Origin of the sequence: Marinococcus sp. PL1-022 (genome assembly GCF_033845285.1) — a bacterium.
Lineage (GTDB): Bacteria > Bacillota > Bacilli > Bacillales > Marinococcaceae > Marinococcus.
Map to the genome: position 1 here is coordinate 1,632,778 of NZ_JAWXCX010000001.1, position 25,320 is coordinate 1,658,097.

25 protein-coding genes are annotated in these 25,320 nt (G+C 51.6%); 1 reads left to right on the top strand and 24 read right to left on the bottom strand.

All coding sequences use genetic code 11. The features are described 5' to 3' along the window. Nucleotides 1-13 precede the first annotated feature (13 nt). The 13 genes from asnS to SIC45_RS08315 form a co-directional block, all read right to left on the bottom strand. Entirely contained in the window at nucleotides 14-1,303 is a 1,290-nt protein-coding gene (asnS, locus tag SIC45_RS08255) for an asparagine--tRNA ligase (protein WP_319631791.1), read from the bottom strand. Nucleotides 1,304-1,341: 38 nt separating this feature from the next. Then, entirely contained in the window at nucleotides 1,342-2,511 is a 1,170-nt protein-coding gene (locus SIC45_RS08260) for a pyridoxal phosphate-dependent aminotransferase (protein ID WP_319631792.1), read from the bottom strand. Between the two features lie 90 nt (nucleotides 2,512-2,601). Then, the gene (locus tag SIC45_RS08265) at nucleotides 2,602-3,078 is read right to left on the bottom strand and encodes a PepSY domain-containing protein (RefSeq protein ID WP_298785922.1); all 477 of its coding nucleotides are present in this window, start codon (nucleotides 3,076-3,078) and stop codon (nucleotides 2,602-2,604) included. An 11-nt stretch (nucleotides 3,079-3,089) separates the two neighbouring features. Beyond that, a complete protein-coding gene (locus SIC45_RS08270; protein ID WP_022792243.1) occupies nucleotides 3,090-3,263 on the bottom strand; it encodes a YpmA family protein in 174 nt (57 codons plus the stop codon). A 21-nt stretch (nucleotides 3,264-3,284) separates the two neighbouring features. Then, nucleotides 3,285-4,592, bottom strand: coding sequence for an amidohydrolase (locus tag SIC45_RS08275; RefSeq protein WP_319631793.1), 1,308 nt, complete (start codon nucleotides 4,590-4,592; stop codon nucleotides 3,285-3,287). Nucleotides 4,593-4,604: 12 nt separating this feature from the next. Beyond that, nucleotides 4,605-7,409 carry an ATP-dependent DNA helicase DinG gene (gene dinG / locus SIC45_RS08280; protein WP_319631794.1) on the bottom strand — a complete coding sequence of 935 codons (2,805 nt, stop codon included), beginning with the start codon at nucleotides 7,407-7,409 and terminating at the stop codon, nucleotides 4,605-4,607. A gap of 21 nt (nucleotides 7,410-7,430) precedes the next feature. Then, nucleotides 7,431-8,414 (bottom strand): biotin--[acetyl-CoA-carboxylase] ligase, encoded by a 984-nt coding sequence (locus SIC45_RS08285; protein WP_319631795.1) that lies wholly within the window; start codon nucleotides 8,412-8,414, stop codon nucleotides 7,431-7,433. Then, nucleotides 8,407-9,564, bottom strand: coding sequence for a hypothetical protein (locus SIC45_RS08290; protein WP_319631796.1), 1,158 nt, complete (start codon nucleotides 9,562-9,564; stop codon nucleotides 8,407-8,409). Before SIC45_RS08290 ends, SIC45_RS08285 begins: the two co-directional genes overlap by 8 nt. Then, a complete protein-coding gene (gene bshA, locus SIC45_RS08295; RefSeq protein ID WP_298785933.1) occupies nucleotides 9,564-10,691 on the bottom strand; it encodes an N-acetyl-alpha-D-glucosaminyl L-malate synthase BshA in 1,128 nt (375 codons plus the stop codon). The genes SIC45_RS08290 and bshA overlap by 1 nt, the downstream gene beginning before the upstream one ends. A gap of 2 nt (nucleotides 10,692-10,693) precedes the next feature. Beyond that, a complete protein-coding gene (gene bshB1 / locus SIC45_RS08300) occupies nucleotides 10,694-11,404 on the bottom strand; it encodes a bacillithiol biosynthesis deacetylase BshB1 (protein ID WP_319631797.1) in 711 nt (236 codons plus the stop codon). Beyond that, the gene (mgsA, locus tag SIC45_RS08305) at nucleotides 11,394-11,813 is read right to left on the bottom strand and encodes a methylglyoxal synthase (protein ID WP_319631798.1); all 420 of its coding nucleotides are present in this window, start codon (nucleotides 11,811-11,813) and stop codon (nucleotides 11,394-11,396) included. The genes bshB1 and mgsA overlap by 11 nt, the downstream gene beginning before the upstream one ends. Before the next feature lie 12 nt (nucleotides 11,814-11,825). Then, nucleotides 11,826-12,629 (bottom strand): 4-hydroxy-tetrahydrodipicolinate reductase, encoded by an 804-nt coding sequence (gene dapB, locus SIC45_RS08310; protein WP_319631799.1) that lies wholly within the window; start codon nucleotides 12,627-12,629, stop codon nucleotides 11,826-11,828. After that, entirely contained in the window at nucleotides 12,626-12,967 is a 342-nt protein-coding gene (locus SIC45_RS08315; RefSeq protein ID WP_319631800.1) for a nucleotide pyrophosphohydrolase, read from the bottom strand. Before SIC45_RS08315 ends, dapB begins: the two co-directional genes overlap by 4 nt. Before the next feature lie 127 nt (nucleotides 12,968-13,094). On the opposite strand from SIC45_RS08315, the gene SIC45_RS08320 reads away from it, so the two are divergent. After that, on the top strand, nucleotides 13,095-13,964 hold the full coding sequence (locus SIC45_RS08320; RefSeq protein ID WP_319631801.1) for a YitT family protein: 870 nt from the start codon (nucleotides 13,095-13,097) through the stop codon (nucleotides 13,962-13,964). 75 nt (nucleotides 13,965-14,039) lie between these two features. Here the strand turns inward: SIC45_RS08320 and SIC45_RS08325 are convergent, their stop codons facing one another. The 11 genes from SIC45_RS08325 to trpE form a co-directional block, all read right to left on the bottom strand. After that, on the bottom strand, nucleotides 14,040-14,717 hold the full coding sequence (locus SIC45_RS08325; protein WP_298785946.1) for a zinc metallopeptidase: 678 nt from the start codon (nucleotides 14,715-14,717) through the stop codon (nucleotides 14,040-14,042). 71 nt (nucleotides 14,718-14,788) lie between these two features. Then, a complete protein-coding gene (locus tag SIC45_RS08330; protein WP_319631802.1) occupies nucleotides 14,789-15,391 on the bottom strand; it encodes a DUF1405 domain-containing protein in 603 nt (200 codons plus the stop codon). A gap of 51 nt (nucleotides 15,392-15,442) precedes the next feature. Beyond that, nucleotides 15,443-16,702 (bottom strand): tetratricopeptide repeat protein, encoded by a 1,260-nt coding sequence (locus SIC45_RS08335; protein ID WP_298785950.1) that lies wholly within the window; start codon nucleotides 16,700-16,702, stop codon nucleotides 15,443-15,445. Nucleotides 16,703-16,987: 285 nt separating this feature from the next. Further along, nucleotides 16,988-18,088: a prephenate dehydrogenase gene (locus SIC45_RS08340; RefSeq protein WP_319631803.1), complete on the bottom strand. Its 1,101-nt coding sequence runs from the start codon at nucleotides 18,086-18,088 to the stop codon at nucleotides 16,988-16,990. Nucleotides 18,089-18,169: 81 nt separating this feature from the next. Next, nucleotides 18,170-19,270, bottom strand: coding sequence for a histidinol-phosphate transaminase (gene hisC, locus SIC45_RS08345; RefSeq protein WP_319631804.1), 1,101 nt, complete (start codon nucleotides 19,268-19,270; stop codon nucleotides 18,170-18,172). A 35-nt stretch (nucleotides 19,271-19,305) separates the two neighbouring features. After that, nucleotides 19,306-20,130 (bottom strand): tryptophan synthase subunit alpha, encoded by an 825-nt coding sequence (gene trpA, locus SIC45_RS08350; RefSeq protein WP_319631805.1) that lies wholly within the window; start codon nucleotides 20,128-20,130, stop codon nucleotides 19,306-19,308. Next, the gene (trpB, locus tag SIC45_RS08355) at nucleotides 20,123-21,325 is read right to left on the bottom strand and encodes a tryptophan synthase subunit beta (protein ID WP_298785957.1); all 1,203 of its coding nucleotides are present in this window, start codon (nucleotides 21,323-21,325) and stop codon (nucleotides 20,123-20,125) included. Before trpB ends, trpA begins: the two co-directional genes overlap by 8 nt. Next, entirely contained in the window at nucleotides 21,303-21,968 is a 666-nt protein-coding gene (locus tag SIC45_RS08360) for a phosphoribosylanthranilate isomerase (protein ID WP_319631806.1), read from the bottom strand. Before SIC45_RS08360 ends, trpB begins: the two co-directional genes overlap by 23 nt. Next, nucleotides 21,943-22,725 (bottom strand): indole-3-glycerol phosphate synthase TrpC, encoded by a 783-nt coding sequence (gene trpC / locus SIC45_RS08365; RefSeq protein ID WP_319631807.1) that lies wholly within the window; start codon nucleotides 22,723-22,725, stop codon nucleotides 21,943-21,945. Before trpC ends, SIC45_RS08360 begins: the two co-directional genes overlap by 26 nt. Then, the gene (gene trpD, locus SIC45_RS08370; RefSeq protein ID WP_319631808.1) at nucleotides 22,718-23,743 is read right to left on the bottom strand and encodes an anthranilate phosphoribosyltransferase; all 1,026 of its coding nucleotides are present in this window, start codon (nucleotides 23,741-23,743) and stop codon (nucleotides 22,718-22,720) included. The genes trpC and trpD overlap by 8 nt, the downstream gene beginning before the upstream one ends. After that, nucleotides 23,736-25,244 carry an anthranilate synthase component I gene (trpE, locus tag SIC45_RS08375; RefSeq protein ID WP_319631809.1) on the bottom strand — a complete coding sequence of 503 codons (1,509 nt, stop codon included), beginning with the start codon at nucleotides 25,242-25,244 and terminating at the stop codon, nucleotides 23,736-23,738. Before trpE ends, trpD begins: the two co-directional genes overlap by 8 nt. Nucleotides 25,245-25,320: the final 76 nt, after the last annotated feature.

A 25,320-nucleotide genomic window follows, 5' to 3' on the forward strand; every position in this document is an offset into this window, starting at 1 on the left:
GGGGCTTTTTCTCTTATGGATACAGCCTGTTTAACAAACGCGGAAACGGTATCGTTTCCCGGACGTGTTCGGTGCCGGCAATCCAGCCGACCGTCCGTTCCAGACCGAGACCGAATCCGGAGTGAGGCACGGTGCCGTATTTTCTTAAATCCAGATACCAGCCGTAGGCTTCTTCCGATAAATTGTGTTCTTCGTACCGCTGCTTCATAAGCTGCGGATCATCGATGCGCTGACTGCCGCCGATAATCTCCCCGTAGCCTTCCGGAGCAATAAGGTCGGCACAGAGCGCAGTTTCCGGATAGTCCGGATCAGGCTTCATGTAAAAAGCTTTGATTTCGAGCGGGTAATTAGTAATAAACACCGGCTTTTGAAACTGCTCCGCGATATATGTTTCGTGCGGAGCCCCAAAATCCTCGCCCCAGCTCACTTCGTAGCCAACCTCCTGCAACATTTCGACTGCTTTGTCATACGTGATGCGTGGAAACGGCGCCTGGATGGCTTCGAGTTTGGAGGTGTCACGCTCCAGCGTAGTAAGCTCCTGGCGGCAGTTGGCAAGCACCGCCTGCACGACATGGGAAACATACTGTTCCTGAATTTCAAGACTTTCATTGTGGTCACAAAAAGCCATCTCCGGCTCAATCATCCAAAATTCAATTAAATGCCGGCGGGTTTTTGATTTTTCCGCCCGAAATGTCGGTCCGAACGAAAACACACGCTGAAAAGCGAGAGCCGCTGCTTCCATATACAGCTGACCGGACTGGGACAGATACGCATCTTCATCAAAGTATTTTGTATGGAAAAGCGAGGTTGTTCCCTCCGCTGAGCTTCCGGTCAGAATCGGCGGATCCACCTTGATAAACTGATTCTCCCGGAAAAAAGCATAGGTCGCCTGAATAATTTCATCGCGTATACGCAAAAGTGCGTGCTGCTTACGCGAGCGCATCCACAGATGACGGTTGTCCATTAAAAATTCTGTGCCGTGCTCTTTCGGGGTGATCGGGTAAGGCTCCGCTTCCTGGATAATTTCAAATCCGGTCACCTGAAGCTCCACGCCGGTCGGGGAACGGTCGTCTTCTTTTACTGTTCCGTCCACATACAGCGAGCTTTCCTGGGGAAGATTCTTCGCCTGGGCGAACAGCTCTTCGCCGACATCATTTTTCACAATGACCCCCTGCACAAAGCCAGTGCCATCCCGCAGCTGTAAAAAGGCAATTTTGCCGCTCGAGCGCTTATTGGCCAGCCATGCGCCAAATCTTACTTCCTGGCCGATATATTGATTCAAACGTTCAATAGTTGCTTTCACGATAGTCCCTCCGGTTCGTCCTGTTTATACTTATTGAATTATTTTTCTACAAAACGGCGGATTCTCGCCACCGCTTCTTCAAGCTGCTCCAGGGAAGTTGCGTAGGAAAGGCGCACGTTTTGCGGAGAACCGAAGCCGCTGCCTGGAACCACTGCTACGTTTTCCTCCTCGAGCAGCGCCTTTACCCATTCGTCAACATCTTTATACGAAGCAGCTGCCTCCTCGACATTTGGGAACAGATAAAAAGCGCCTTCCGGCTTCACGCAGGTGATTCCCGGAATCGAAACAAGCTTGTCGTAAATGGTGTTCAGCCGTTCGCTGAATGCCTGGCGCATCGTCTCAACAGCACCGTCATCCTTCGTATAGGCAGCGATAGCTCCGTACTGGGCGTTCGTCGTCGGGTTGGATGTTGAATGGCTCGCAAGGCTAGTCATTGCCTTTACAATGGCACGGTTGCCGGCTGCGTAGCCGATTCTCCACCCGGTCATCGAATGGGATTTGGAAACGCCGTTGACGATGATGGTCTGTTCCTTTAGCTCCGGGGAAAGCTCTGCTATGGAAGTGTGCTGCTTGTCCCCGTAAATCAGTTTTTCATAAATCTCATCGGAAACAATCAGCAGCCCTTCCGCTCTTGCGGCTTCGCCTAGCGCCCGCAGCTCCTCCCGGCTGTACATGGTGCCGGTTGGGTTACTCGGAGAATTAATGATGACGGCCTTCGTTTTTTTCGTTACAGCCCCGCGCAGCTGCTCTGGAAGAATTTTAAACTGGTTTTCTTCCTTACCGTCCACAAATACCGGGCGCCCGCCAGCAAGCTTGACCTGTTCCGGATAGCTGACCCAGTAAGGCGTCGGGATAATCACTTCATCGCCTGGATCAAGAATGGTTTGAAACAGCGTAAACAAAATGTGCTTGGCACCGGTGCCGACGATGATTTCGTCGCGGGTATACTCAAGGCCCTGATCCTGCTTAAACTTTTGAATGACTGCATCCTTCAGTTCCGGGAGGCCGCCGGAAGGAGTATATTTCGTTTTCCCTTCCTGCATGGAACGTACGGCTGCATCAATGACGTACTGCGGAGTATTAAAATCCGGTTCGCCGGCGCCGAGGCCGATCACGTCCTGGCCGGCTGCCTTTAGTTCATTGGCTTTGGCAGTAATCGCCAGGGTTGTTGAAGGGGTAATTTCTTTCACTCGTTGGGACAATTCCATACTCTTTCCTCCTCAATAGTTTCCGTTCTCAATCTATCCATAGTTAGTGTAAAGAAAAGCGAAAAGGAGTTCAAGCGTGGTATCCGCCGCTTAACCGCGCTCCAGGCTGAAGCTTTTCACAAATTCTCCCGTTTCCATATCAATGTACACATAATGCTGCTGGTTTTCTGTCCGGTATTTTCCTTCATAAACCGGACGCCCGTCTTCGTAGCCTGGTGTCACTGTCCGCACGGCGTCAATTCCCTCTATTTCCACTATTCGCTCTTCAGCCTCCTGGATACTCAGTGTTTCAGCAGCCGCCAGGCGTTCGAGCATTTCCCCGTTGTGGAAAAACAGCCAGTCCCTGCTGCCGTCGTTGGTTTCGACGCGTGCTGTTTTCACCGGCTGTTTGCCGTTATATATAAACGTGTTCTGTACTTCGGCGACATTGTTTTCTTCAAGGGCCAGTGCCTCTGCCCGCTCCCTGTCGTCAGCAAGCGGCGCACGGGCCTGAAAATAGCCGGCCACAAGCACCAGAACGACTAGAAAGACAATTGAAAAAGCCGCGAGCGTTATCCAGTTTTTCACGACATATCCCCCTATGTGCGGTAAATGGTAAACACCATCTGTTCTTCGTTTTCCTTATCAAGAGAAAGGCCGAACATTAACTCCTCCTGCTTTAACGTCCGATTCAGTGTATCAACAATTTTGTACAGATCGGACGACGCTTCGATTTTGACCGACGCGACAACTTCAAGCTGTTCATTTCCCATCGTTTCACCTCACCCGGCGTATTATAAGTACGCTTCATTTAATTTGCGGTAATGGCGGTTGGCCTCGGCGGTAATTTTTTCTTCATCGAGTGTCAGAAGTTCGCCGTCTTTCATCAGCTGTCTGCCGTTCACAAAGCTGTCTGTTACATCCCGCCCGGAAGCAGCGTACACCAGATGCGATAAAATATTATCGTATGGCTGAAGCGCGAATGACTCGCTGTTAAGCAGAATAAAGTCCGCTGCGGCTCCTGCTTCCAGTTTGCCGCTGTCGCCAAAGCCCATCGAGGCTGCCCCGTTTTCTGTTGCCATTTTCCAGACCGCTTCCGTTTCAATCGAACTCGGGTCCTGGAAGGCGACCTTCTGCATCAGGGCTCCCAAACGGAGCTCCTCAAACATATCGAGATTGTTATTAGACACGGCGCTGTCGGTTCCGATCGTAATCCGGAGACCGCGCTTTTGCATTTCGGGAATGCGTGCAATACCCGAGCCGAGCTTGGCGTTGCTCATCGGATTATAGGAAATCGTCACTTCCGGTACATTCATGTCGTCCAGGTCTTCGTCTGTCGCATGCACGACATGTGTAAGCATTGCCGGGCGTGTATAAAACCCGATTTCTTTTAGCTTTTTGGCCGGCGTCATGCCGTAGTCACGCTGATAATCCGCTACCTCTCTGGCCGTTTCCTCAAGGTGAATGCCCAGCGGCAGGCTGTGTTTATGCCCGGCATCAACCACCTTTTCCAAAAACTCCGGCGTGCACGTATACGGAGCGTGCGGGAAAAGCATGCCCGTTATCCGGCCGCTTGTGTCCTGCTCCCATTCCTTTAAGTCACGGGCCGCCGCTGCAAGCTTTTCGCTCTGCTCCTCCGGTGTTCCAATACTCATCATTCCCTTGGAAATCATGGATTTGATGCCAGAGCTTTTCACGAGCTCATATGTGTTCTGCATCCCCATATGATACATATCAAGAAACCCGGTCGTTCCGGTCCGGATCATTTCCGCAAGAGCAAGACCTGTACCGGCCTTCGCCGTTTCGTTGGTAAACAGGCGCTCCCGTGGCCATACATGGTTGTTCAGCCATTCCTGGAGCACCACATCATCCGAGACGCCGCGCATCATTGTCATTGGGGTATGTCCATGGGTGTTATACAGGCCCGGGCTGAGCCACTTGCCCCGCCCGTCCAGAATACTGACGCCGTTCTCTCTTTCCGGATAGTCTCCCGGCTTTACTGTAACAATTTTACCGTCCTTGACTTCAATATAGCTTTTAACTGCCCGAACGCCCCGTGCTTTTGGGATCGGGTAAACGTGCTCGATTACAAAGTGTTCCATCTCCACACTCCTTTAACGTTTTTTTGCTTCTTCAAAAAAGTCAGCGATACGGTCCAAAACCGCATCCATCGGTTCATAATACGTATTTGTCCGGGGAATCGAATCAATAAACGACGAGCCGTAGGAAGCTTCCATAATCCGCTTATCTAGTACTGTTACCACGCCCCGGTCCTCGGAATGACGGATCAGCCGGCCAAAGCCCTGTTTGAATCGGAGAACAGCGTGCGGCAGGGCCTCTGCGTAAAACGACCTTTTCCCCTGACGCTGCATTTTGTCCGACACAGCTTCGTATACGGGGTCTGTGGGCGGAGAAAAAGGCAGACGCACAATGATCACGTGCTGCAGCTTTTCCCCGGGAATATCGACGCCCTCCCAGAAAGCATTGGTCCCAAGAAGAAGCGCATTGTCCTGCTGCTGAAACAGCTTGGTCAGCTTGGCGTGGGTACCGCTCGTAATTCCCTGCCCAATGACGCTCAGCGTCGATTCTTCAGTCCATTCTTTCAGCTGGTGATACACCTGCTTAAGCATGTTAAAGGACGTAAACAGAACCATCGTTTTTCCTTCCGTAATATTGACAGCATGAAAAATATATTCAGCTGCTTCCTGTGCAAAATCAGCGTGTTTATCATTCACGCCGGAAATATCTTTTGGAACGAGCAGCTGCGTCTGGGAAGCATAATGATAGGGGGAATCAATCAGACTTGTCTGCGGCAGAAAATCGTTCAGCCCCATTTTTGATTTCATGTATTCAAATGAGCCGTTTACTGCAAGGGACCCGGAGGTAAGGACGACGCTTGCTTTTTTCATAAACAGCTGCTCACTAAGCTCCGAGGCCACCTCCACCGGCCGGGCGTAAATGTACGCAGCATTTTTAGCCCCGCTCTGCTCTGCTTCCACCCAGTAAACATGCTCAGGCTCCCGTTCAAATAACAGATGGAACAGATTGTCCCCAAGCTCGTCCAGCTGTTCGAGATAGGCGTTCAATTCGGCAAGTTCATTTACAAAGCTTTTGGAGGACGGCTGCGTCTCCCATACTTTTCCGAACGCTTCCCATGCTTTAAATTCCTGTTCCAGAAGGGTGAGAAAACGCCGCCCGGCATCCTCCACCTGCTCCCACACCGGCCCGGATTCCCTGCCAGGCATAAAGCGCTGGCTGTACCGGCCCACTTCCGAGCGCCGACGGCCGGAAGCCGAGCGGCACCAGCGCGTGAGCAGACGAAAGAGCTCGTCGCATTCATACATCAGCACCGCATGGTTATCCTCGCGTTCCTGGTACCAGCCAGGCTCAAACACGATGCCGGCTTCTTCCCCAAACCAGATGAGCGGGCGCACGACGCTCTGTTTTGTATCCAGGCCGAACCTGCGGAGCAGCCGGTTTGCTTTTGTATAGTGAACGGACCTGCCTGCATATTTTCCTGCCGTTTCCGGCAGGTGATGGGCTTCATCAATGATCACGTACGGATAGGTGGAAAATAAATTTTTCCCCTGGTACATATCGCTTAAAAGCATCGCATGATTGGTGACGACGATATCAGCATATTCGGCTTTGCGGCGGGCGCGAGCATAAAAACAGTACTCCTCCCACCCTCTTTGAGCGTGCTCATCCTGGTAATGATTCTGGCGGAGGCTTTCCCAGAGAGCATTCCTGCGGCCGCCGGCCATATTAATTTCATCAAGATCTCCGTGCCGGGTTTCCGTCAGCCATATCAGCACCTGGCCGAGGCCGAGCGCTTCTTCGAGCGAAAACTGACGGTGCTGCAGCCATTTTTCAAATCGCTGCAACGAGATGTAGTTGCCGCGGCCCTTTAAAACAGCCACAGAAACCCGGTCATCAATCAGCCGCTCAAGCAGCGGGAGATCTTCATTCATCAGCTGCTCCTGCAGGGTGAGCGTCTGAGTGGAAATTAATATTTTCTGGTTGTATGTACGATGATATTTTACGGCTGGAAGCAGGTAGGCGAGCGTTTTCCCCAGACCGGTTCCCGCTTCTATAACGGCGTGGGAGCGTTCCTCAAACGAGGCATAGACCATTTCTGCCATCTCCAGCTGGCCCGGCCGCTCTTCGAAACGGTCCCAGCCTCGGCTTTTAGCATGACTTCCACTCAGGATCTCCTGCATCGATACATTTCTCTGCTCCGGCTTTTCCGCCGGAAGCTCTTTGCGGAACACAATGCCGTGGTTTTCCTCTAAATCATACGGAAGCTGCTGCGGCGCTTTTGCGATGCAGCGCTCAATGTACCGGTGAAGATCACTGTGCAGAGAGGCAGCCAGGCGGTCCAGACGGTGAAGCACGTCCTTTGGAAGCACAGCTAACTTTTTACGGATAGATATCCACAGCTCTGCAGTGACGAGGGCATCGCTGTCCGCCCGGTGCGGACGGTCATGGTCGAGGTCCAGCCACGACGTAATCTGTGACAGCCGAAACCCCGGCGCCTCTGGGTAAGCGAGTCTCGCACACTCTACTGTATCCACCACTGGTCCCTGAAACAGCGGGAATCCGGCTTCCTGCATGCCTGCATTGATAAAGGCCAGATCAAACTGCACGTTATGCCCGACAAAGGTAGCGTCCTCCAGCCAGGCGGTTAATGTGGGAGCCACCTCATAAAACTCCGGAGCATGCTCCACGTCCTGATCCCGGATGCCGGTAAACTGCTGGATAAAAGGAGGGATCGGCATATGCGGCTGAATAAAGGTGGAAAGAGTGTCAAGTACTTCTTCGTCCTCCATCAGCACTGCGCCGATTTCAATTATTTTTGCTCCTTTTCTCGGAGACGTGCCGGTTGTTTCTACATCTATGACTACATATTTTTGTCCCATCTGCCTGCCTCCTTTCTTCCGCTATTCCGGTGGGGGACTGTCCAGAATTTCACCGCTGTGTACCGTTTGAATACTGCCATCTGTCTTCTGGACCTGAAGAGCCCCCTCTTCGGTTATACGAAGAGCCGTTCCCTCCACTGTCTGCCGGGACGTTTCGACCTGGATAAAACATCCCAGTGTATCTGTTTTAGCGGACCAGGCAGCTTTGACTGCACCGAACCCATTCGTTAAGTATTCATTATACCAGGACTCATAGCTTTTTAAGATAGATGCAATAATCTGCGGACGACTCTGCCGGGCTCCTGCGTACTGCCGGATGGAAGCGGCTTTTTCCGCAAGCTCTCCGGTAAAGTCCCCGTCAGCCTGGTTTACGTTAATACCCATGCCGACAATGACCGTCTGTACTTCATCCATGTCTGCCTGCATTTCCGTTAGTATACCTGCGAGCTTCCTTTTATGAATACGGATATCGTTCGGCCATTTAATCGCCGTGGGCTCCGGAAGATAGCTGTCCAGCGCCTCGGCAAGAGCCACCGCTGACAGCAGCGTAAGCTGTGGAGCATAGCGGGGAGGCACCTGCGGACGGAGCAGCAGGCTCATCCATATGCCCTGCTCCGGACTGCTCTGCCATACACGCCCCAGTCTTCCCCGTCCCTCTACCTGTTCATTCGCTACAGCAACAAGACCCTCTTCCGCTCCTTTTTCAGCCTGTCCCCGTACAATTTCCTGGGTGGAGGGCACGGTATCGTTATAAACAATCGACCGGCCAAGACGAGCAGTTGTAAGATGAAGCATAATTTCTTCTGTGCCGACCCGGTCCGGAAACCGAACCAGCCGGTACCCTCGCCGGGATGCCGCTTCAATTTCATATCCATTTTTCCGAAGCTCTTCGATCTGCTTCCATACAGCGGTACGGGACACCTGCAGTTCGTCGCTGAGCTCCTGGCCGGATACCGGACGGTCCCGGTGGTTCATCAACAGCTGCAGCAATCGGTTTTTATTCATCGTTCATTTCCTCCAAATAGGCTAACAGCTTCTGTTCACTGTTTTCCACCTTTTCATTCACGACTGCCTGTTCCAAAAACGCGATCGCCTGCCCGACTTTTGCCGTGCCTTTGAAAGCCGGCATCGAGGCGATCGATTTTGGCGGAAGGGCCAGCTCCTTCCTGGAATGAATCGGAAGGGCCTCCCATTTCTTTTTCCATTCTGCATAGGACCGTGGCTGGTAAGTAAAATACTTCCACTGTTTGAGCTTCTCCAGATCTGCCACCTGCTTTGGCCCGAAATAATACAGCCACTGCAGCCACGTGTCAGAAGAAGCAGCAACATCGACTCGTTCGAGCAGCCAGCGGCACTGCTTTCGTACCTGATTGGAAAACCGCCATCCATTCAGCACGTCCAGGCTTTTTCGTCCATACAGGGCGTACAGCAGTGCTGCCCATGAAACCTTTATGCCTTCAGGGAACTGCACAAGCGTGGGATGATGAAAAGAGGGAGATGCCGGCCGGACCTTTTCGGGAAAACAGGAAAACAAACGCAGCTCTCTCATGTTTTCGAGGGCGCACAGACGTTTCTGTCCTTCAAGCAGCTTGGTTATTTCACCGTTTATTCGTTCCAAGGCGGTATGTGAAAGCCCTTCTGCAGCTGTTTTCGCTGCCCGTTCAGTTTCCGGATCCAGCGAAAAACCGAGAACTGCACTAAAGCGGAATCCCCGTATTACCCGGAGCGGATCGAGGGAAAAAGCGCGTTCAGGCGACTCCGGCGTACGCAGTACCTGGTCGCGGATATCTTTCTGTCCATTGAACGGATCGATCACTCTCCCCTGGGCATCTGCTGCCATCGCGTTGCATGTGAAATCGCGATGCTTTAGGTCCTCTTCAATTGTTTCCGCCCCATGTCGGAACGGGGTAACCTCCACGATGCTCTTTCCACTCTTTACGAGCAGGGTACCGTGCTTTTCCGATGGCTTCACAGCGTGCGGAAAAACAATCAAAAGCTCTCCGGTGGTCGCTGCTGCTGCAATATCCATATCGCTCGGATTCCGGTTCATCAGGCGGTCACGTACGGCTCCGCCTACAATATAGGCAGTAATTCCGTTGCTCTGTAATGTTTTAATAACAAGCAGCGCCTCTTCCCACGTCTGCCGGCCATTCATTACTCGTCCTCCACGGTCCGACGGTACACTTCTTCATATTGGGCTACGATGCGTGAGGAGGAGAAATATTCTTCCACCACGTCGAGCGAGCGCTGTTTGAAACTTTTCATCTTATCTGGATCCGTCAGCAGTCCGACTGCCTGCTGAGCAGCCAGCTCTACTGCCCCGAGCGGTACAACATAGCCGGTTTCATTATGAAAAACCACCTCAGGAATACCTCCGACATCTGTGCCGAGAACTGGCACGCCGCACGCCATCGCTTCAAGTGCAGCCAGGCCGAAGCTTTCTTTTTCAGAAAGCAGCAGCATCAGATCGGCAATGTGCAAATAGTCGGCTACCTGCCGCTGATTGCCTAAAAACAGTACGTCCTGGTCAACGCCGAGCCTTTTCGCCTCTGCCCATGCCTTTTCCCGGTCTGGACCGTCCCCAAGCATAACCAGCTTACAGGAAACCTCCGTCTGTACTGCAGCAAATGTACGAACGACGTCCACGACCCGCTTTACCGGACGGAAATTAGAGACATGCAGAAGCACTTTTTCGTCCTCGTCAATATTGTATGCTTTTTTTAAATCCTTCTTGTCCGTTTTCGGACCGTACACCCGCTCGTCCACGAAATTATAAATCGTATGAATATCACGGCCAACTTCAAGCATCTGTCTTGTCTGATCCACCAGAGCGTCCGATACCGCGGTCACTTCGTCCGAGCGCTGAATGGCGTAGCGGATAATATCACGAAGCGAGGAGTCATGGCCAAGCACGGTGATGTCTGTACCGTGAAGCGTTGTTACTACTTTTACGGGATGATCGGTCATATCTCTGGCTAAAATCGCACAGACAGCGTGAGGCACGGCGTAATGCACGTGCAGGACGTCGAGCTGCTCCCGGTTGACAACTTCCGCCATTTTGCTTGCAAGCGTTAAAGAGTAAGGCGGATACTGGAACACTTCGTATTGGTTTACTGAGACTTCATGATAATAAATATTCGGTGAGGTTTCGGTTAAACGATACGGAATCGCCGAGGTAATGAAATGAATTTCATGGCCTCGTTCAGCAAGCAGCTTGCCGAGCTCCGTCGCAATTACTCCTGAGCCTCCCACCGTCGGGTAGCACGTTATTCCAATTTTCACGCTTAGTCACTTCCTTGTCTGCCGGGCACCTGTTGAAAAAGCATCGGAGTTTCTGCGATAAACCCTTCCGCGTAAGTCACTCCCGTTTCTTTGCCGAATAGTCGGTCTCTTGCCTGAATCGTTTCGAGGTACCCGTCCGTAAGCGGCGTACTTACGGCATCTTCTCCCGGATTAAACTGGCTTTTATACGCTCTTAAGGCCGCTTCTTTGTCACCGGCCGCCTGGGTGATATCCACATAAAAGGCGGGCCGGTGGTAGCCGTTGATCATATAATAGTACATGTCCGGTACTTTGTGGGCGTTTTCGTCCACACCCGGATAAAGCTTGACTCCTGCATCAAACACAGCCCGCTTAACAATATTTCCAGCATCGCCGTGGTCCGGGTGCCGGTCAAGGTAGTACGGGGCAAATATCACGTCTGGCTGGATACGCCGGATCAGCTGCACAAGCTGGGTGTATTCTTCCTGGGTTACTGCTGTAAGCATCCGGTCCCTCCAGGTAAGCTGAAGCCTTCCGGCACCAAGGATCTCTGCTGCCCGCTCTGCTTCCTGCCGTCTTGTTTCCACGGTCCCATTGGATGAAAGATCCCCCTCTGTCAGGGAAAGCATATAGACGTTATCTTTTTTACTGTGCAGTGCTACCGTCCCGCCCATTCCGATTTCAATATCATCAGGATGGGCCCCTACGGTTAACAGCGTTCGTTTATGTGTCATATTGATCTGTAGACTCCTTTAAAATATCCCGAAAGGCAAACAATCCATGTTCAAGCCCTTTGATCAGCACCTCAGCTGCGGCCATGTTTGTCGCAAGCGGTACCCCGTGTACGTCGGCGAGCCTCATCAATGCGGTGATATCAGGCTCATGCGGCTGCGCGGTCAATGGGTCCCGGAAAAAAAGCACCAGGTCCACCTGCTGTTCTGCAATCTGTGCCCCGATCTGCTGATCGCCGCCGAGCGGCCCGGACTGGTACTGTTTGACGTTCAGGCCTACGTCCTCCTTCAGTCTCCCACCGGTCGTTCCGGTTGCTGAAAGGGTATGACGCTCGAGGATATGCCTGTATGCTTCGGCAAACCGGATAAGATCATCCTTTTTCTTATCATGGGCAATCAGTGCGATATTCATAAAAGCTCCCCTTTACTCCAGAATGTTTTCGAGGCCGTAGACGAGCTCGTTCATCGTGACTACCTGCTCAATCGCAAATTTGACACCCGGCATAAATGAGGCCCGATTGATCGAGTCGTGACGAATAGTAAGCGTCTGGCCTTCGCCGCCAAACATCACCTGCTGATGTGCCACCAGGCCCGGAAGACGTGTACTGTGAATTCTCATACCGTCAAGCTCCGCTCCGCGTGCTCCCGGCATCGTTTCTTTTTCCTCCGGGTGCCCCTGTGTTTTTTTAGTCCGATTTTCCTGAATCAGCTTTGCCGTTTTCACAGCGGTGCCGGACGGAGCATCAAGCTTTCGGTCATGATGCAGTTCGGTAATCTCAACGTCAGGGAAGTAGGCCGCAGCCATTTGCGACATTTTCATCATCAGTACAGCGCCGATAGCAAAATTTGGTACAATAAGCACTCCCCGCTGCTGCTCTTTTGCTTTCTGACGCAGGCGTTCGAGATCTTCATCGGAAAATCCGGTCGTACCAACGACGGACGCAAGACCGTAGTCGAGTGCTTTTTCTGTATGTATCTTTCCAATTTCCGGCGTGGTCAAGTCTACAAAAACTTCTGCTTCGACCTCGTTGAGACACTGGTCAACGTCTGTATAGACGTGTGCCCCGGAATTTGGCATTCCTTCGATTTCCGACAGCAGTGAGCCTTCGTATTTATGGTCCACCACAGCGGCAAGCTGCAGATTCTCTGCTGCTTCAATCATATGTACAGCTTCCTTACCCATGTTTCCTCTCGGCCCGGCCACGATAACGCGGATTGATTCAGTCATTTCTCATTCTCCTTTTTCGTCCATCTATCCTGATCTCTTGTCTCAAACTTTTCCATTACGATACGAAACGCTTCATCCAGATCAATATCAAGTGAATTCGCAAAGCAGATGAGCACAAACAGCATGTCGCCCATTTCCTTATCCAGTGATTTATGCTCTTCGCTTTCTTTTTTCGGCTTTTCACCGTAGTAGTGATTAATTTCTCTGGCAAGCTCTCCCGTTTCTTCTGTCATTCTTGCAAGCATGGCAAGCGGACTGAAATACCCTTCTTCAAACTGGCCAATGAAGGCATCCACTTTTTCCTGCATTTCTTTCATCGTTATCTGTTCCCGGGACATTCCGGCGTCCTCCCTTCAATCGTATAAAAATCCATTCGGTTTGACAAACATAGATTGCCTCCTGCTCTGGGCTTTACTATAATATAACGGTTGATACAAGCTTTCCGACCGGAGAGGAGGAACCATCATGAGCATTTGGATACATACCCGTAACATCTTTTTTGTTGTGCTTGGCTCTGCCATTATGAGTTTTGGACTCGTCTATTTTAACATGCAAAACCAGCTAGCGGACGGCGGCTTTACTGGTATTACCCTAATTCTTTATAATTTATTCAATATCAACCCGGCCTTCAGCAACCTCGTTCTGAACATTCCCGTCCTGATTTTGGGCTGGCGGCTGCTCGGACGGCACGTATTTGTCTATACGCTTATAAGTACAGCTGCTGTCAGCTTTTTTCTGTGGCTGTTTCAAAAAGTCGACCTTCTCCGCCTGCCGCTTCAGGATGATCTTGTTCTGGTCGCTCTGTTTGCCGGTGTTTTTGTCGGCTCGGGCCTCGGCATTGTTTTCCGGTACGGCGGTACGACCGGGGGAGCCGATATTATCGCCAAGCTTGCAAGCAACGTATTCGGCTGGACGATGGGACGGTCATTGTTTATGTTTGATGCCTTCGTAATCATTGCCTCTCTGCTGTATTTAGACTACCGGGAAGCAATGTACACGCTCGTGTTTGTATTCGTGGCTGCCCGCGTCATCGATTTTATTCAGCAGGGGGCGTACTCCGGCAAAGCCGCCATGATCATTTCCGATCAGGCTCCGGAGGTAGCTGACGCCATTTTACAGGAGATGAACCGGGGAGCAACTATACTAAACGGCAAGGGCAGCTTCACCCGCCAGGAAAAAGAGATTCTCTACTGTGTCGTTGGCAAAAACGAACTGATGCGCCTGAAACACCTTGTCGAACGGGTGGACCCCCATGCGTTTGTTACGGTTAACGATGTCCAGGATGTTATCGGCGAGGGCTTCACGCTCGATGAAAACAAAAACCCGCTGCAGTAAGGCGGATTCGACCCACATCTTCATCAGATTCAATACACAAAAACACCTGCGCGATGCCGGCGCAGGTGTTTTTTACTATTCTTGGCTTGTCATGAGGAACATGGCGATAAAACGCCCCAGTTCCAGCACGGCTACCAGAGCAGCTGCCACGTACGTTAATGCAGCGGCATCGAGCACTTTTTTCGTTTCCCGTTCTTCATTGTTGCTGATTATACCGGTCGCCACAATCTGATTCATGGCCCGGCTGCTCGCATTAAATTCCACCGGAAGAGTGACAACCTGGAACAGTACGGCGGCCGAAAAGAATACGATGCCCGCCAGAAACATGCCGGTCGACTGCAGCAAAATACCGGCAAGAATTAAAAAGAAGGAAAGGTTGGACCCGGTCGAAGCCACCGGGGCAAGCGAGGAACGGAATCGTAAAAACGCATAGTTTTCCGCATCCTGAATGGCGTGTCCCACTTCGTGGGAAGCGATAGCCTGAGCCGCTACTGTCGAATTGTAATAGTTCTCCTCCGACAAGCGGACAACTTTTTTCGAGGGATCATAGTGATCCGTTAGTTTTCCTTTAGTCGGCTCTACGCGTACATTATAGATGCCGTTTTCCTCCAGGATTTTTTTTGCCACGGAGGCCCCTGTCATTCCGGATGAATTGCTTACGTTCGAATATTTTTTATATGCTTTTTTCACTTTGGACTGTGCCCAAAGCGGAATGAGGATCAGCGCTGCTAAATATAACAGAAGCATTCCCATTTTTTCTCATCCCTCCATTTATATATACTTATATTGTATGCAGGCAGGGGTATAATGTCAAAGATTCTGCTCTATTCCTCCATGAGCCGAAGCTCCGGCCGGCCGGGGCTGATCCGCCACCAGAGCAGAAGCCCCGTAGAAATAATACTGAGCCAGAATGTGCCATAGCCGATCAGGGAAATGTACGGCTCAAGCGACCTCGAGACCCAGGGATACATCCCAAAAACGTAGTCAATTATATCATTATGCAGTGTCCATACCGCTACTGCCCCGATATGCCGAAGCTTCACCCGGTAGTACGGAAGATACAGGAACGCCTGCAGGGCCATACCCGCGTGAGAGGCGATAAGCATGTAATGCTGCCAGCTGAGAGCCTCTCCGGCCACGCCGGAAAACACATTCATTCCCACCGCCCAAAGCCCATACTTTACAAGCGTTATAAAAGCAAACGCTTCCGCCAGTCCGCTCCTTCTGCCGATAATATAGAGTCCGAGAACGATCGTAAAAACCAGGCTTGCGGTCGGACTGTCCGGGACGAAGGGCAGAAACACAGCCGGCGTCTGCTGCAGCTGCTGCCCGTACCAAATATAGCCGTAAATGGTACCGAGCGCGTTAATGATAAAAAGCGGGATTAACACGTAAGGTGTCCCAAACCATCCAAGTAGCTGTTTCACTGTATCATCCGCCTCATTTTATATGTAGGAAAAGACACCAGGTTCGTGTCTTCATTCGCTCATTCGAAGGTCTTCAAGCAAAAGCTGAAGCTCAGTGTTATCCGGCTGCATGGCCGAAGCCTGCTCCAGATGCTTCAACGCATTCTCCCGGTAGCCGAGCTCAAGCAGCAGACGGCCGTATTCTTCAAGAAATACTTCGTTTTCCTGATACACACTGTACACTTCTTCGTATTTTTCTTTTGCTTCGACGGGCTCGTCCTGAAGATTTTTAGCCCGGGCGTAGTACCACTGAAAACGCACATCCGGCTCGCCCATTTCGTATAAATGATCAATCAGGTCAATCATTGCCTCCGGTTCTTCCTGCTCCATCCACATGCTGAGAAGCGCATTCGCCGCTTCAAGATGAGCCGGATTTAAAGCAAGCGCCTCCTTGAGATGTTTTTCTCCCTCTTCTTCGTTGCCAAGCGCCATATACAGCTTCCCGGCCTCGGTATATAGATTTTCATTGTATTCATCTTCTTTAATGCCAGCCTTGGCTGCTTCCAGGGCTTTTTCATGGTCCTCGAGACCTTCGTAGCTTCGCACGAGATATGGATAGAGGGCTACAAAGTCTTTATCCATGTTCCGGAGCTCTTCGAATTTTTCCGCAGCCAGCTGATAATCGCTGACCTGCAGCGCCGTATAGCCGTACCCAAACAAAGCGTGGAGCTCCGTGTGTTCTTTCAGTCCGGCCTCGTAGTAGCTCAGCGCATCCTCAAACGAACCGGTCACGCTGTAAGCTTCAGCGAGACGAAGGCTCAGGCTCCCATCCGGAAATTTAAACCCGGCACCTTCCGCCTGCTTCAAATAAGGAATGCTCTTAGCGTAGTCTCCGCGGGATAAATAATAATCCCCAACGGCGGCAAGCAGCACCGGCTCTTCAGGACTCTGCTTTAGTGCATCCAAAAGCTTCTGCTCCGCTACTTCATCGAGCCCCTGCATCTGATACAAGTCAGCAAGCAGCAGCTGCGCCCGCAGATACTCTTCGTCCGACTCCTTTACCTCAAGCAGCCACTCAATCGCCTCATCCTCATCGTCGAGATCAATCGCATTCTCGGCTGCAGTAGTCAGCAGTGCCCCTTCATCGGGATAGCGTCCAAGCAGGTCTTCAATCAGCGGCTGTGCCTTATCCGAGCGGCCCAGCTCCTGATACATTTCCACTATATCGTATTTTTCCTGATCATTTGCAGAGTGGCTGTATTTCTCCATCTCTTCAAGCCCTTTTTCCGTATCGCCGTTTCTTATCGTTTCAAGGATCGTTTCTAAATTCACGCCGTCAACAACCTTTCTTCCAGGTAAATCTCGTTTAGCACTGTGTAATTATAGCAAACATTGCCCGCTGTGACGAACAGAAAACCTTCTACACGCAGAAAGTGACAACGTTTACAAAAACAAAAAAAAACACCTGATGTCTACTCATCAGGTGTGCCGCCACATCGGCTAGTTTTAAGATAAAGAGTATGGATAGGAGTGGAGAGAAACCATACGCTAATATTAGTATAACGTAATTGTAAGCGTTGTCAATGCTTCTCCCCTATTTTTTCATTCTTTTTTCGGTTAACCAATGTAGGATTCATAATCGTGCTTTTCGAGCTGCTGCATGCCGGCCCGCCGGTCGTCTTCAGTACGGAACGTCAGCTGCAGCACGCCCATAATGTCCTCTCTCGTTTCAAGGATCCGGATGTTGATAATACTGATGCCGGTGCGTCCAAGAATACCGGTTACGTCCGAGATAACTCCGGGATGGTCCGGCACGTCGACAAACAGGTCATAAATGGCCGGTATGGCCCCCTGCTTCTTGGCAGGCAGTCCATCACGATAAGACTTGGCGTGCTCAAAAAACTGGTAAATCTGCTCTTTATCCCCCGCGGCAAGCATCTGTTCAATGGCGCTCATCTGCTGCTTCCAGTCCTCCATCAGCTGCCGCATCACGTCATTGTTTTTCAGCAGAATATCCGTCCACATTTCCGGGCTGGCTGAAGCGATTCTCGTAATATCCCGGAACCCTCCGGCAGCGAGCTTTGTCACCCATGCCTGTTCGTCCTCCATCCCCTTCACCTGATGCACAAGGGCCGATGCCACAATATGCGGAAAATGACTGATGACGCCTGTCAGCAGGTCGTGCTGTCCGTAGGAGAGCTCAATAAATTTCGCCTGTGTGCCCTGAAGCCAATCTTTGATCTCACCAATCTTTTCAGCAGAGCCCGGCCCGTTTGGCACCAGCACGTAGTAGGCATTTTCAAACAGACGGACACGGGCAGCGTGGACACCGCTTTTGTGGGAACCGGCCATGGGATGGCCACCAATAAAATGAACGTTCTTTTCCGAAAGAACGTCTGCCTGCTCGCAGATCGATGTTTTTGTACTGCCGACGTCGGTAACGATAGCTCCGGGCTTTAAAGGCATGCCAGCCAGCTGCACGAGCAATTTCTCAGTGGTGGCAACCGGAGTGGCAAGCACAACCAGATCTGCTTCTTTTACAGCGTTCTCCAGGTCCGGGGCAGCCTCATCAATAACACTCAAGGATACCGCCAGCTTTGTCTGGGCTTCATCTACATCTGTTCCTGTAATATAAACACCGGGATGTTCCTGTTTGATGGCAAGGGCAATTGACCCTCCGATCAGTCCCAGCCCGATAACTGCTGCTTTTTTCTGCATCTGTTTCCCTCCAGGCCTCTCTTTGTTTCCATAAATAAAAACACCCGGCCCCGAGCGGAGCCGGATTCCGGGTGTTGTCCGCTAAAGCCTGGCCTGCTGACGTTCAAGCACTTCACTCAGCGTCTGGCGAAAAGCTTCATTCTGCTCTTCGGTCCCTATCGTTACACGGATCGATTCCGGATAGCCGAGAGCTTCTCCTGAGCGGATGATGATACCCTTTTTCAGCATTTCGTCAAAAACAACGCTTCCTGCAACTCCTGTATGAATCAGCAGAAAATTGGTCTGCGAAGGGACATAGTCCAGGCCCTGTTCTTCACAGAAGGCTGTCATTTTATCGAGTTCAGTTTTATTTTTCTTCCGGCACTTCTCAATAAAGCCGCGGTCCTTCAAGGCTGCCGTTGCCGCCCGCTGAGCTACAGCTGTAACGTTGAACGGAGGCCGGACCGGATCCAGGGACTGAATCAACTCTTCATGGCTTACGCCATAACCGACCCGGAGAGAGGCCAGACCATAAGCCTTTGAGAATGTACGCAAAAGAAGAAGGTTCGGGTACTCCTGCAGCAGCTTCAGCGTATCCGGATAATCCTTTGCGGTCACGTATTCAATGTAAGCCTCGTCCGAAACGACCAGTACGTTTTCCGGGACCCGATCGAGAAATGCCACAAATGCTTCATCATTAATATAGGCGCCGGACGGATTGTTCGGGTTACATACCCAGACAATACGTGTCTGTTCATCAATCGCTTCAAGCATTGCTTCGAGCTGATGTTCTCCGTCCACTGCCGGAATTTCACGGATTTCCGCTCCTTCAATGGCCGCATTATGCTTGTACTGCGAAAACGATGGCACCGCCATGACGGTATTTGTGTCCGGCCCAAGCATGGCCCGGCAGAGCATTAAAATCACCTCGTCGGAACCGGCCCCAAACAGCAGCTGCTTTTCTCCAACATTCAGCTCCTCGGCCACTGCCTGGCGGAGCTCAGCTGCATAACCATCCGGATAAATTTCCGGATCGGCGGCCGCTTCTTCGATTGCTTGTTTGGCCTCCGGCGGGGCACCGTATGGATTTTCGTTGGAAGCCATTTTATGGACGGTGGTCAGTCCAAGCTCCCGTTTCACTTCTTCAATTGGTTTTCCCGGCTGGTAAGGCGTCATGCCTTTGATTTGTTTTTTAATATACAACTTCGTCACCTCGTCTTTGTATGCTGATTACTATCTTACGACGAAATTAACTCGGAGACAAAGGTTTTAATTTCGTTCAGTGCCTGCTCGCGCTCTGTCTTTTCAGCCGAAACGAGTGCCTCCTGCTGCTGTTCGACGATTTTCATAATCGCACTGCCGACGACAATGCCATCGCTCACGCCGTCGAGCAGCTCCACCTGCCGGCGGTTGGAGATGCCAAATCCAACAGCGACCGGCACCGTGCTTGCTTCTTTCACTTTGCGGATAAACGCATACGCCTCATCCGGGAAAGCGTCTCTCGTACCTGTTACACCAAGACTTGAAACGCAGTACAGAAAGCCCTGGGCCTGGGAGGCAATTTTTTCAATACGGTGGGCTGACGTCGGCGCCACAAGTGAAATGACCGACAGCTCCTTCTCTCTTGCAAGCTCACTGATAAAACTGCTTTCTTCCATGGGAAGATCCGGAATCAGTACCCCGTTCGCTCCCGCGGACGCCGCTTCTTTGACAAACGTTTCTTCTCCCATACGGAGCACGGGATTGACGTAGGAAAACACGACGACCGGAATCGTCAGTCCGCGTTCTCTCATCGTCCGGATCATGCGCAGAGCCCCTTTCAGGCTCATGCCTCCTTTGAGTGCGCGCTGGGCTGAGCGCTGAAGCAGCGGCCCATCAGCCAGCGGATCAGAATACGGAATGCCAAGCTCTAAAATATGGGCGCCCGCTTCCTGAAGCGAAAGAGCAATCGAAATGGTCGCTTCCTCATCCGGGTCCCCTGCCATAATAAATGGCACAAACAGAGGGTAAGGCGCCTGCGCTGCTGCTTCTTCCACAGACAGCACATTTGTTGCTTTATTCATCACTGCTCTCTCCTTCCATGCGGCGGCGGATCGTTTCAACGTCTTTATCTCCACGCCCCGAGAGGCAGATAACGATTCGTTCATTTCTGTCCATCTGTTTGGCCTTTTCAAATGCCAGGTAGAGCGCGTGAGAGGATTCAATTGCCGGTAGAATACCTTCTTTCTTCGTTAACAGCGAAAGTGCTTCAAGCGATTGTTCGTCTGTCACGCCCGTGTATTCCACGCGGCCGCTTTCGGCCAGATGGGCGTGCTCCGGACCAATGCCCGGGTAGTCCAGTCCGGCAGAAATAGAATACGGCTCAATAATCTGTCCATTTTCGTCCTGGATTAAATACGTCAGTGACCCGTGAATGACCCCGCGGGTGCCCTTTGAAATCGTTGCTGCGTGCAATGCTGTATGAATTCCCATACCAGCTGCCTCTGCCCCGTAAAGCTTTACATCGTCTTCCAGAAACGGATAAAACATGCCGATCGCATTGCTCCCGCCTCCCACGCATGCTGCAATCGCATCCGGAAGAGCGCCGCAACGCGTCTGCATCTGCCGTTTCGTTTCATCGCCGATGATCCGCTGATAATTCCGCACAATCATTGGATATGGATGCGGACCAACGACTGAACCGATTAAATAAAACGTATCTTCGACGTTGGTCACCCAGTAACGGATCGCTTCATTGGTGGCGTCTTTTAAGGTTTTGTTTCCGGACGATGCAGGCAGTACTTCTGCTCCCAGCAGCTCCATGCGGAAAACATTCAGCGCCTGCCGCTCCATATCCTCTTCGCCCATAAACACCTTGCACTCCAGCCCAAACTTAGCACAGACGGTCGCCGTCGCTACGCCGTGCTGGCCGGCGCCTGTTTCGGCAACGATTTTTGATTTCCCCATGCGTCTTGCCAGAAGCACCTGGCCGATGGCATTGTTTAATTTATGGGCACCGGTATGCAGAAGATCCTCCCGTTTTAAATAAATCTGAGCTCCGCCCAGATGCTCCGTCAAATGCCCCGCAAACGTCAGCGGCGTTTCGCGGCCGGCATATTCACGCAGAATATCCTGGTACTCCTCGTGAAAGGATTCATCCTCCCAGGCAGCGTTAAATGCCTCTTCAAGCTCCTCCAGTGCATACATGAGCGTTTCGGGTACATATTTTCCGCCATAATCCCCGTACCGTCCATGTTCATCGGGATATATCTGCTGCATAGCTATTCAACCTCTTCTCTAATTGTTCTAATAAACCGGCATCTTTTATTCCGTCTTTTTCCAGTCCACTGGAAATATCAATACCCGCCGGATGATACGCAAGCAGGTCTTCAACATTTTCCGGCCGAACTCCTCCTGCGATAAATAGCGGAAGCCGGTGGGCCTTTCCAGCTTTAATATAGCCCGGCACGTGCTCCCAGGCGAAGGATGCGCCGGCCCCTCCAAACCGGCCATTGACTTTGGCGTCGATGATGAAGCCATCCACGTAGTCCGCATAGGCATCAATCTGTTGATGCGTATATTCTCCGTGCGGCAGGGCTTTCCAAACATTCTTGCCAGTACGGTGCCGGATGATCGCCGCTTCTTCCGGCGGCTCCTCGCCGTGCAGCTGAATCACGTCTGCCTGTATTTCTTCCACGGTCGCAATCACTCTTCGCACCGGCGCATTCACAAACAGGGCGGTAACCTTTTTATCGTGCAGCGGGTGGACCTGCAGCCACTCGCGAACGGCTCCCGGCTCCACTTCCCGTTTCCCCGGGGCAAATACAAACCCCGCAAAGTCAGCAGAGGAAGAAGCTGAAAGCCGCACATCATTTTCGGAGTGCAGGCCGCACATTTTAAACATCGGTGTCTGTGGAGGCATGCTCGTTCACTCCCCGCAGTTTTAGTAAAGCTTCACGTACGTCCGGCTGCCTCATCAGGGATTCACCGACAAGCGCCGCCTCTGCCCCGAGCAGCTGTATATAATCAAGGTCTTCGTTTGTACGGATGCCGCTTTCACTGACGAGTACGCTGCCTTCCGGTATAAACGAAGCTGCTTTTCCTGTCTGCCCGAGTTCTGTATGAAACGTATGAAGATCACGGTTGTTGATGCCGATAATTTCCGGCGTAAACTGATGGAGAAGGTCGTGCAGCTTTTCGGGGGAATGTGCTTCTACAAGCACCTCCATCCCGAGCCCGTAAGCCTGCCGGTACAATTCGTGCAGCTTTTCCGGCGCAAGGGCTTCTGCGATCAGTAAAATAGCGTCTGCCCCGATCGCTGCACTTTCCTCCACCTGTCTGGCATCAATAATAAAGTCCTTGCGCAGTACAGGCAGAGAAGATATTTTTTTGACCGCTGTCAGATAGCTGCTGCTTCCCTGAAAATACGTTTCATCCGTCAGCACCGACAGGGCAGCGGCACCTCCCTGTTCATAGCCAAGAGCGATGGCCTCCGGATCAAAATCGCTCCGTATCAGTCCTTTGGAGGGCGAAGCTTTTTTGACTTCCGCAATAATCTGTACGTTCTGCGGATCCTGCTGCAGTGCTTTTTTCAGAGAATAAAACGGTACATCCGGACGCTCACCAACCGTAATATGGGAGAGCTCCTCCTGTTTAGTTTGCAGTATTTTTTCAAGCATACGTTGATTTAACCTCATTTCCCCGCAGGCGCTGCAGCTGCTGTTCGGCTTTGCCCCCGCGGATGACTTCCTCCGCAAGCTGCACGCCGTCTGCGATTGTTTCTGCCCGGCCGGCAGCATAAAATGCAGCACCCATGTTTAATAGTAAAATATCTTTTGCGGCTCCCGTTTCTGAGCCGTTAAAAATGCTTTCAATCAGCGCTGCGCTTTCTTCGGCTGTCTCCACCTGCACCTCTTCGACGGGAGCTCTCGTCAGCCCTGCCTCTTCCGGCGTAATTTCATATTTCGTAATCTCCCCGTCGCGAAGCTCCGTAATATAGGTACTGTCCGAAATTGTCATTTCATCCAGTCCATCTCTGCCGGTCACAAATAACGCCCGGCTCGCACCCAAATTTTTCAGTACGTAGGCCATTTTCTCTCCGTATTCCCGGTCAAACACACCGACCACCTGAATATCAGCATTTGCCGGATTTGTTAACGGCCCGAGCACGTTAAAGATTGTACGAAAACCGAGTTCTTTTCTTGGAGTGCCTGCATGCTTCATCGCTACGTGGTAAAGCGGGGCAAACAAAAAGGCAAGCCCTTTTTCCTGCAGTGCTTTAACCGCTTCCTCAGGTCCTGACTGCACGGGCACCTGCAGTGTTTCCAATACGTCGGCGCTGCCGCTTTTGGATGATACCGAGCGGTTGCCGTGCTTGGCTACCCTGATCCCCGCTCCGCTTAACGCGATCGCAGAAGCAGTGGAAATATTGTACGTTGAACTTACGTCGCCGCCGGTTCCGCACGTATCGAGAAGAGAAGGCTCCTCATGCTCTAACGAAAGGGCGTGACGGCGCATACTGCGGACAAATCCGGTCAGCTCTTCCACCGTCTCGCCCCGGAAACGCATAATGGAAATAAGACCGGCAATCTGGCTCGGTGTAGCCTCTCCCTGCATAATAAAGTCCATTGCCTGTTCTGCTTCCTGTTCTTTTAGTGTATGCCCCTCAATACATTTATTCAACAGTGCTTTAAGCATGAATATTCTCTCCCTTCTCATCGGTGAACATTGCTTCGGCAGCGGCTACAGTACGGAGAAGAGCGGCTGCTTTATTCTGCGTCTCTTCGTATTCCGATGCCGGGTCTGAATCGGCAACGATACCAGCACCGGCCTGGACCTTTGCTGTCTGATTTTCCACAAGCATCGTCCGGATGGCAATGCAGGAGTCAATGTTGCCGTCAAAGCCCATATAGCACACAGCACCGGCGTACATTCCGCGTCTTGTCGGCTCGAGTTCCTTTAAAATTTCCATCGCACGGATTTTCGGTGCTCCGGAAACGGTTCCGGCCGGGAAAGCAGATTGGAGAGCTGCGACCGGGGAAACGAAAGGAGAAAGCCTTCCTGTCACCTTCGAAATAATATGCATCACGTGAGAAAAACGGACTGTTTCAAGCAGCACCGGCGTTTCCACCGTGCCGTAGGAGGCAATCCGCCCAACATCATTTCGAGCCAAATCAACGAGCATAAAGTGCTCCGCCCGCTCTTTTTCATCGGCAAGCAGTTCTTCTTCGAGTGCTTTATCTTCTGTGTCGGTCTGTCCCCGTTTGCGGGTTCCGGCAATCGGATGAATTTCCACGTGACCGTCCAGCACCTGCACGAGCCGTTCCGGAGAGCTTCCCACCACTTCAGTTTCGCCAAGCCGCAGGTAAAACAAGTACGGCGACGGATTAATCATGCGAAGCACCCGGTAAAGGTCGAAGCCACTCACCGTTGTCGGCAGCTCAAAGCGCTGGGACAGCACTGTCTGAAATACGTCTCCGGCTACAATATATTCCTTAATTTTCTCCACCGCATCCATGAAATCTTCCTTCGAATAATTGGACTGGACCCGGCTGAAGTCCACGGCTGTATTTTTTTCAAGCGGCGGATACATCGCGGAGCCGGAATTACCGTTCTGAAGACTTTTTTGAAGCTTCCCTACCGTTGCCTTCGCTTCCTCAAAGCGTTTTTCAGGTTCTTTCTCTGTATGTTCATCATAATAGATGATCGTCAGCTCTTTGTTCGTCTGATCGAGCGCCATAATCGTGCGGCAGTACACAAAGTGTATGCGTGATTCCGGGGCATTCTCCGGCGCAAGCTTTGGCTCAAACAATTCCACAGCATCGTACGAGAGGGCCCCGACAGCACCGCCTTTAAATGGGAGATCCACATCCGGCAGCGAAGGATCAATATAGTCTGTCGCCTGCTGCATGCAGGCTTCCAGATCGGAAGCTGTAAGTATGAGGGCGCCGTCCGTTTTCTCGAGACGGAATTCTCCTCCCTGCTCTACAATCCGGTAGGAGGGATGAAGCCCGACAAACGAGTAGCGCGACCATGGAGAGGCTTCGTCTTTACTTTCAAGCAGATATACTGCGTCCTCCTGAAAGTGACGAAATACATCAATGGGGGTGAGGGTATCGGAAAAGTAATGCTCCATATATGGAATTGTGCGGTGGGATAAAGACGCGTCAGTGAATGCCTGCTTCGTTGTTTTGGTCACGGTTTTTCCTCCTTTAATAGGAAAAGCATGCCAGAACACGAGAAAAACCTCTCTGGGGACAGAGAGGCATGATAGA

What these genes read in the sequence shown, in the direction of transcription:
- SIC45_RS08260 (WP_319631792.1), bottom strand. Translation starts at nt 2,511, where the DNA reads ATGGAATTGTCCCAACGAGTGAAAGAAATTACCCCTTCAACAACCCTG.
- SIC45_RS08270 (WP_022792243.1), bottom strand. Translation starts at nt 3,263, where the DNA reads ATGGGAAATGAACAGCTTGAAGTTGTCGCGTCGGTCAAAATCGAAGCG.
- SIC45_RS08275 (WP_319631793.1), bottom strand. Translation starts at nt 4,592, where the DNA reads ATGGAACACTTTGTAATCGAGCACGTTTACCCGATCCCAAAAGCACGG.
- dinG (WP_319631794.1), bottom strand. Translation starts at nt 7,409, where the DNA reads ATGGGACAAAAATATGTAGTCATAGATGTAGAAACAACCGGCACGTCT.
- SIC45_RS08285 (WP_319631795.1), bottom strand. Translation starts at nt 8,414, where the DNA reads ATGAATAAAAACCGATTGCTGCAGCTGTTGATGAACCACCGGGACCGT.
- SIC45_RS08290 (WP_319631796.1), bottom strand. Translation starts at nt 9,564, where the DNA reads ATGAATGGCCGGCAGACGTGGGAAGAGGCGCTGCTTGTTATTAAAACA.
- bshB1 (WP_319631797.1), bottom strand. Translation starts at nt 11,404, where the DNA reads ATGACACATAAACGAACGCTGTTAACCGTAGGGGCCCATCCTGATGAT.
- mgsA (WP_319631798.1), bottom strand. Translation starts at nt 11,813, where the DNA reads ATGAATATCGCACTGATTGCCCATGATAAGAAAAAGGATGATCTTATC.
- dapB (WP_319631799.1), bottom strand. Translation starts at nt 12,629, where the DNA reads ATGACTGAATCAATCCGCGTTATCGTGGCCGGGCCGAGAGGAAACATG.
- SIC45_RS08315 (WP_319631800.1), bottom strand. Translation starts at nt 12,967, where the DNA reads ATGTCCCGGGAACAGATAACGATGAAAGAAATGCAGGAAAAAGTGGAT.
- SIC45_RS08320 (WP_319631801.1), top strand. Translation starts at nt 13,095, where the DNA reads ATGAGCATTTGGATACATACCCGTAACATCTTTTTTGTTGTGCTTGGC.
- SIC45_RS08325 (WP_298785946.1), bottom strand. Translation starts at nt 14,717, where the DNA reads ATGGGAATGCTTCTGTTATATTTAGCAGCGCTGATCCTCATTCCGCTT.
- SIC45_RS08340 (WP_319631803.1), bottom strand. Translation starts at nt 18,088, where the DNA reads ATGCAGAAAAAAGCAGCAGTTATCGGGCTGGGACTGATCGGAGGGTCA.
- trpA (WP_319631805.1), bottom strand. Translation starts at nt 20,130, where the DNA reads ATGAATAAAGCAACAAATGTGCTGTCTGTGGAAGAAGCAGCAGCGCAG.
- trpB (WP_298785957.1), bottom strand. Translation starts at nt 21,325, where the DNA reads ATGCAGCAGATATATCCCGATGAACATGGACGGTACGGGGATTATGGC.
- SIC45_RS08360 (WP_319631806.1), bottom strand. Translation starts at nt 21,968, where the DNA reads ATGCCTCCACAGACACCGATGTTTAAAATGTGCGGCCTGCACTCCGAA.
- trpC (WP_319631807.1), bottom strand. Translation starts at nt 22,725, where the DNA reads ATGCTTGAAAAAATACTGCAAACTAAACAGGAGGAGCTCTCCCATATT.
- trpD (WP_319631808.1), bottom strand. Translation starts at nt 23,743, where the DNA reads ATGCTTAAAGCACTGTTGAATAAATGTATTGAGGGGCATACACTAAAA.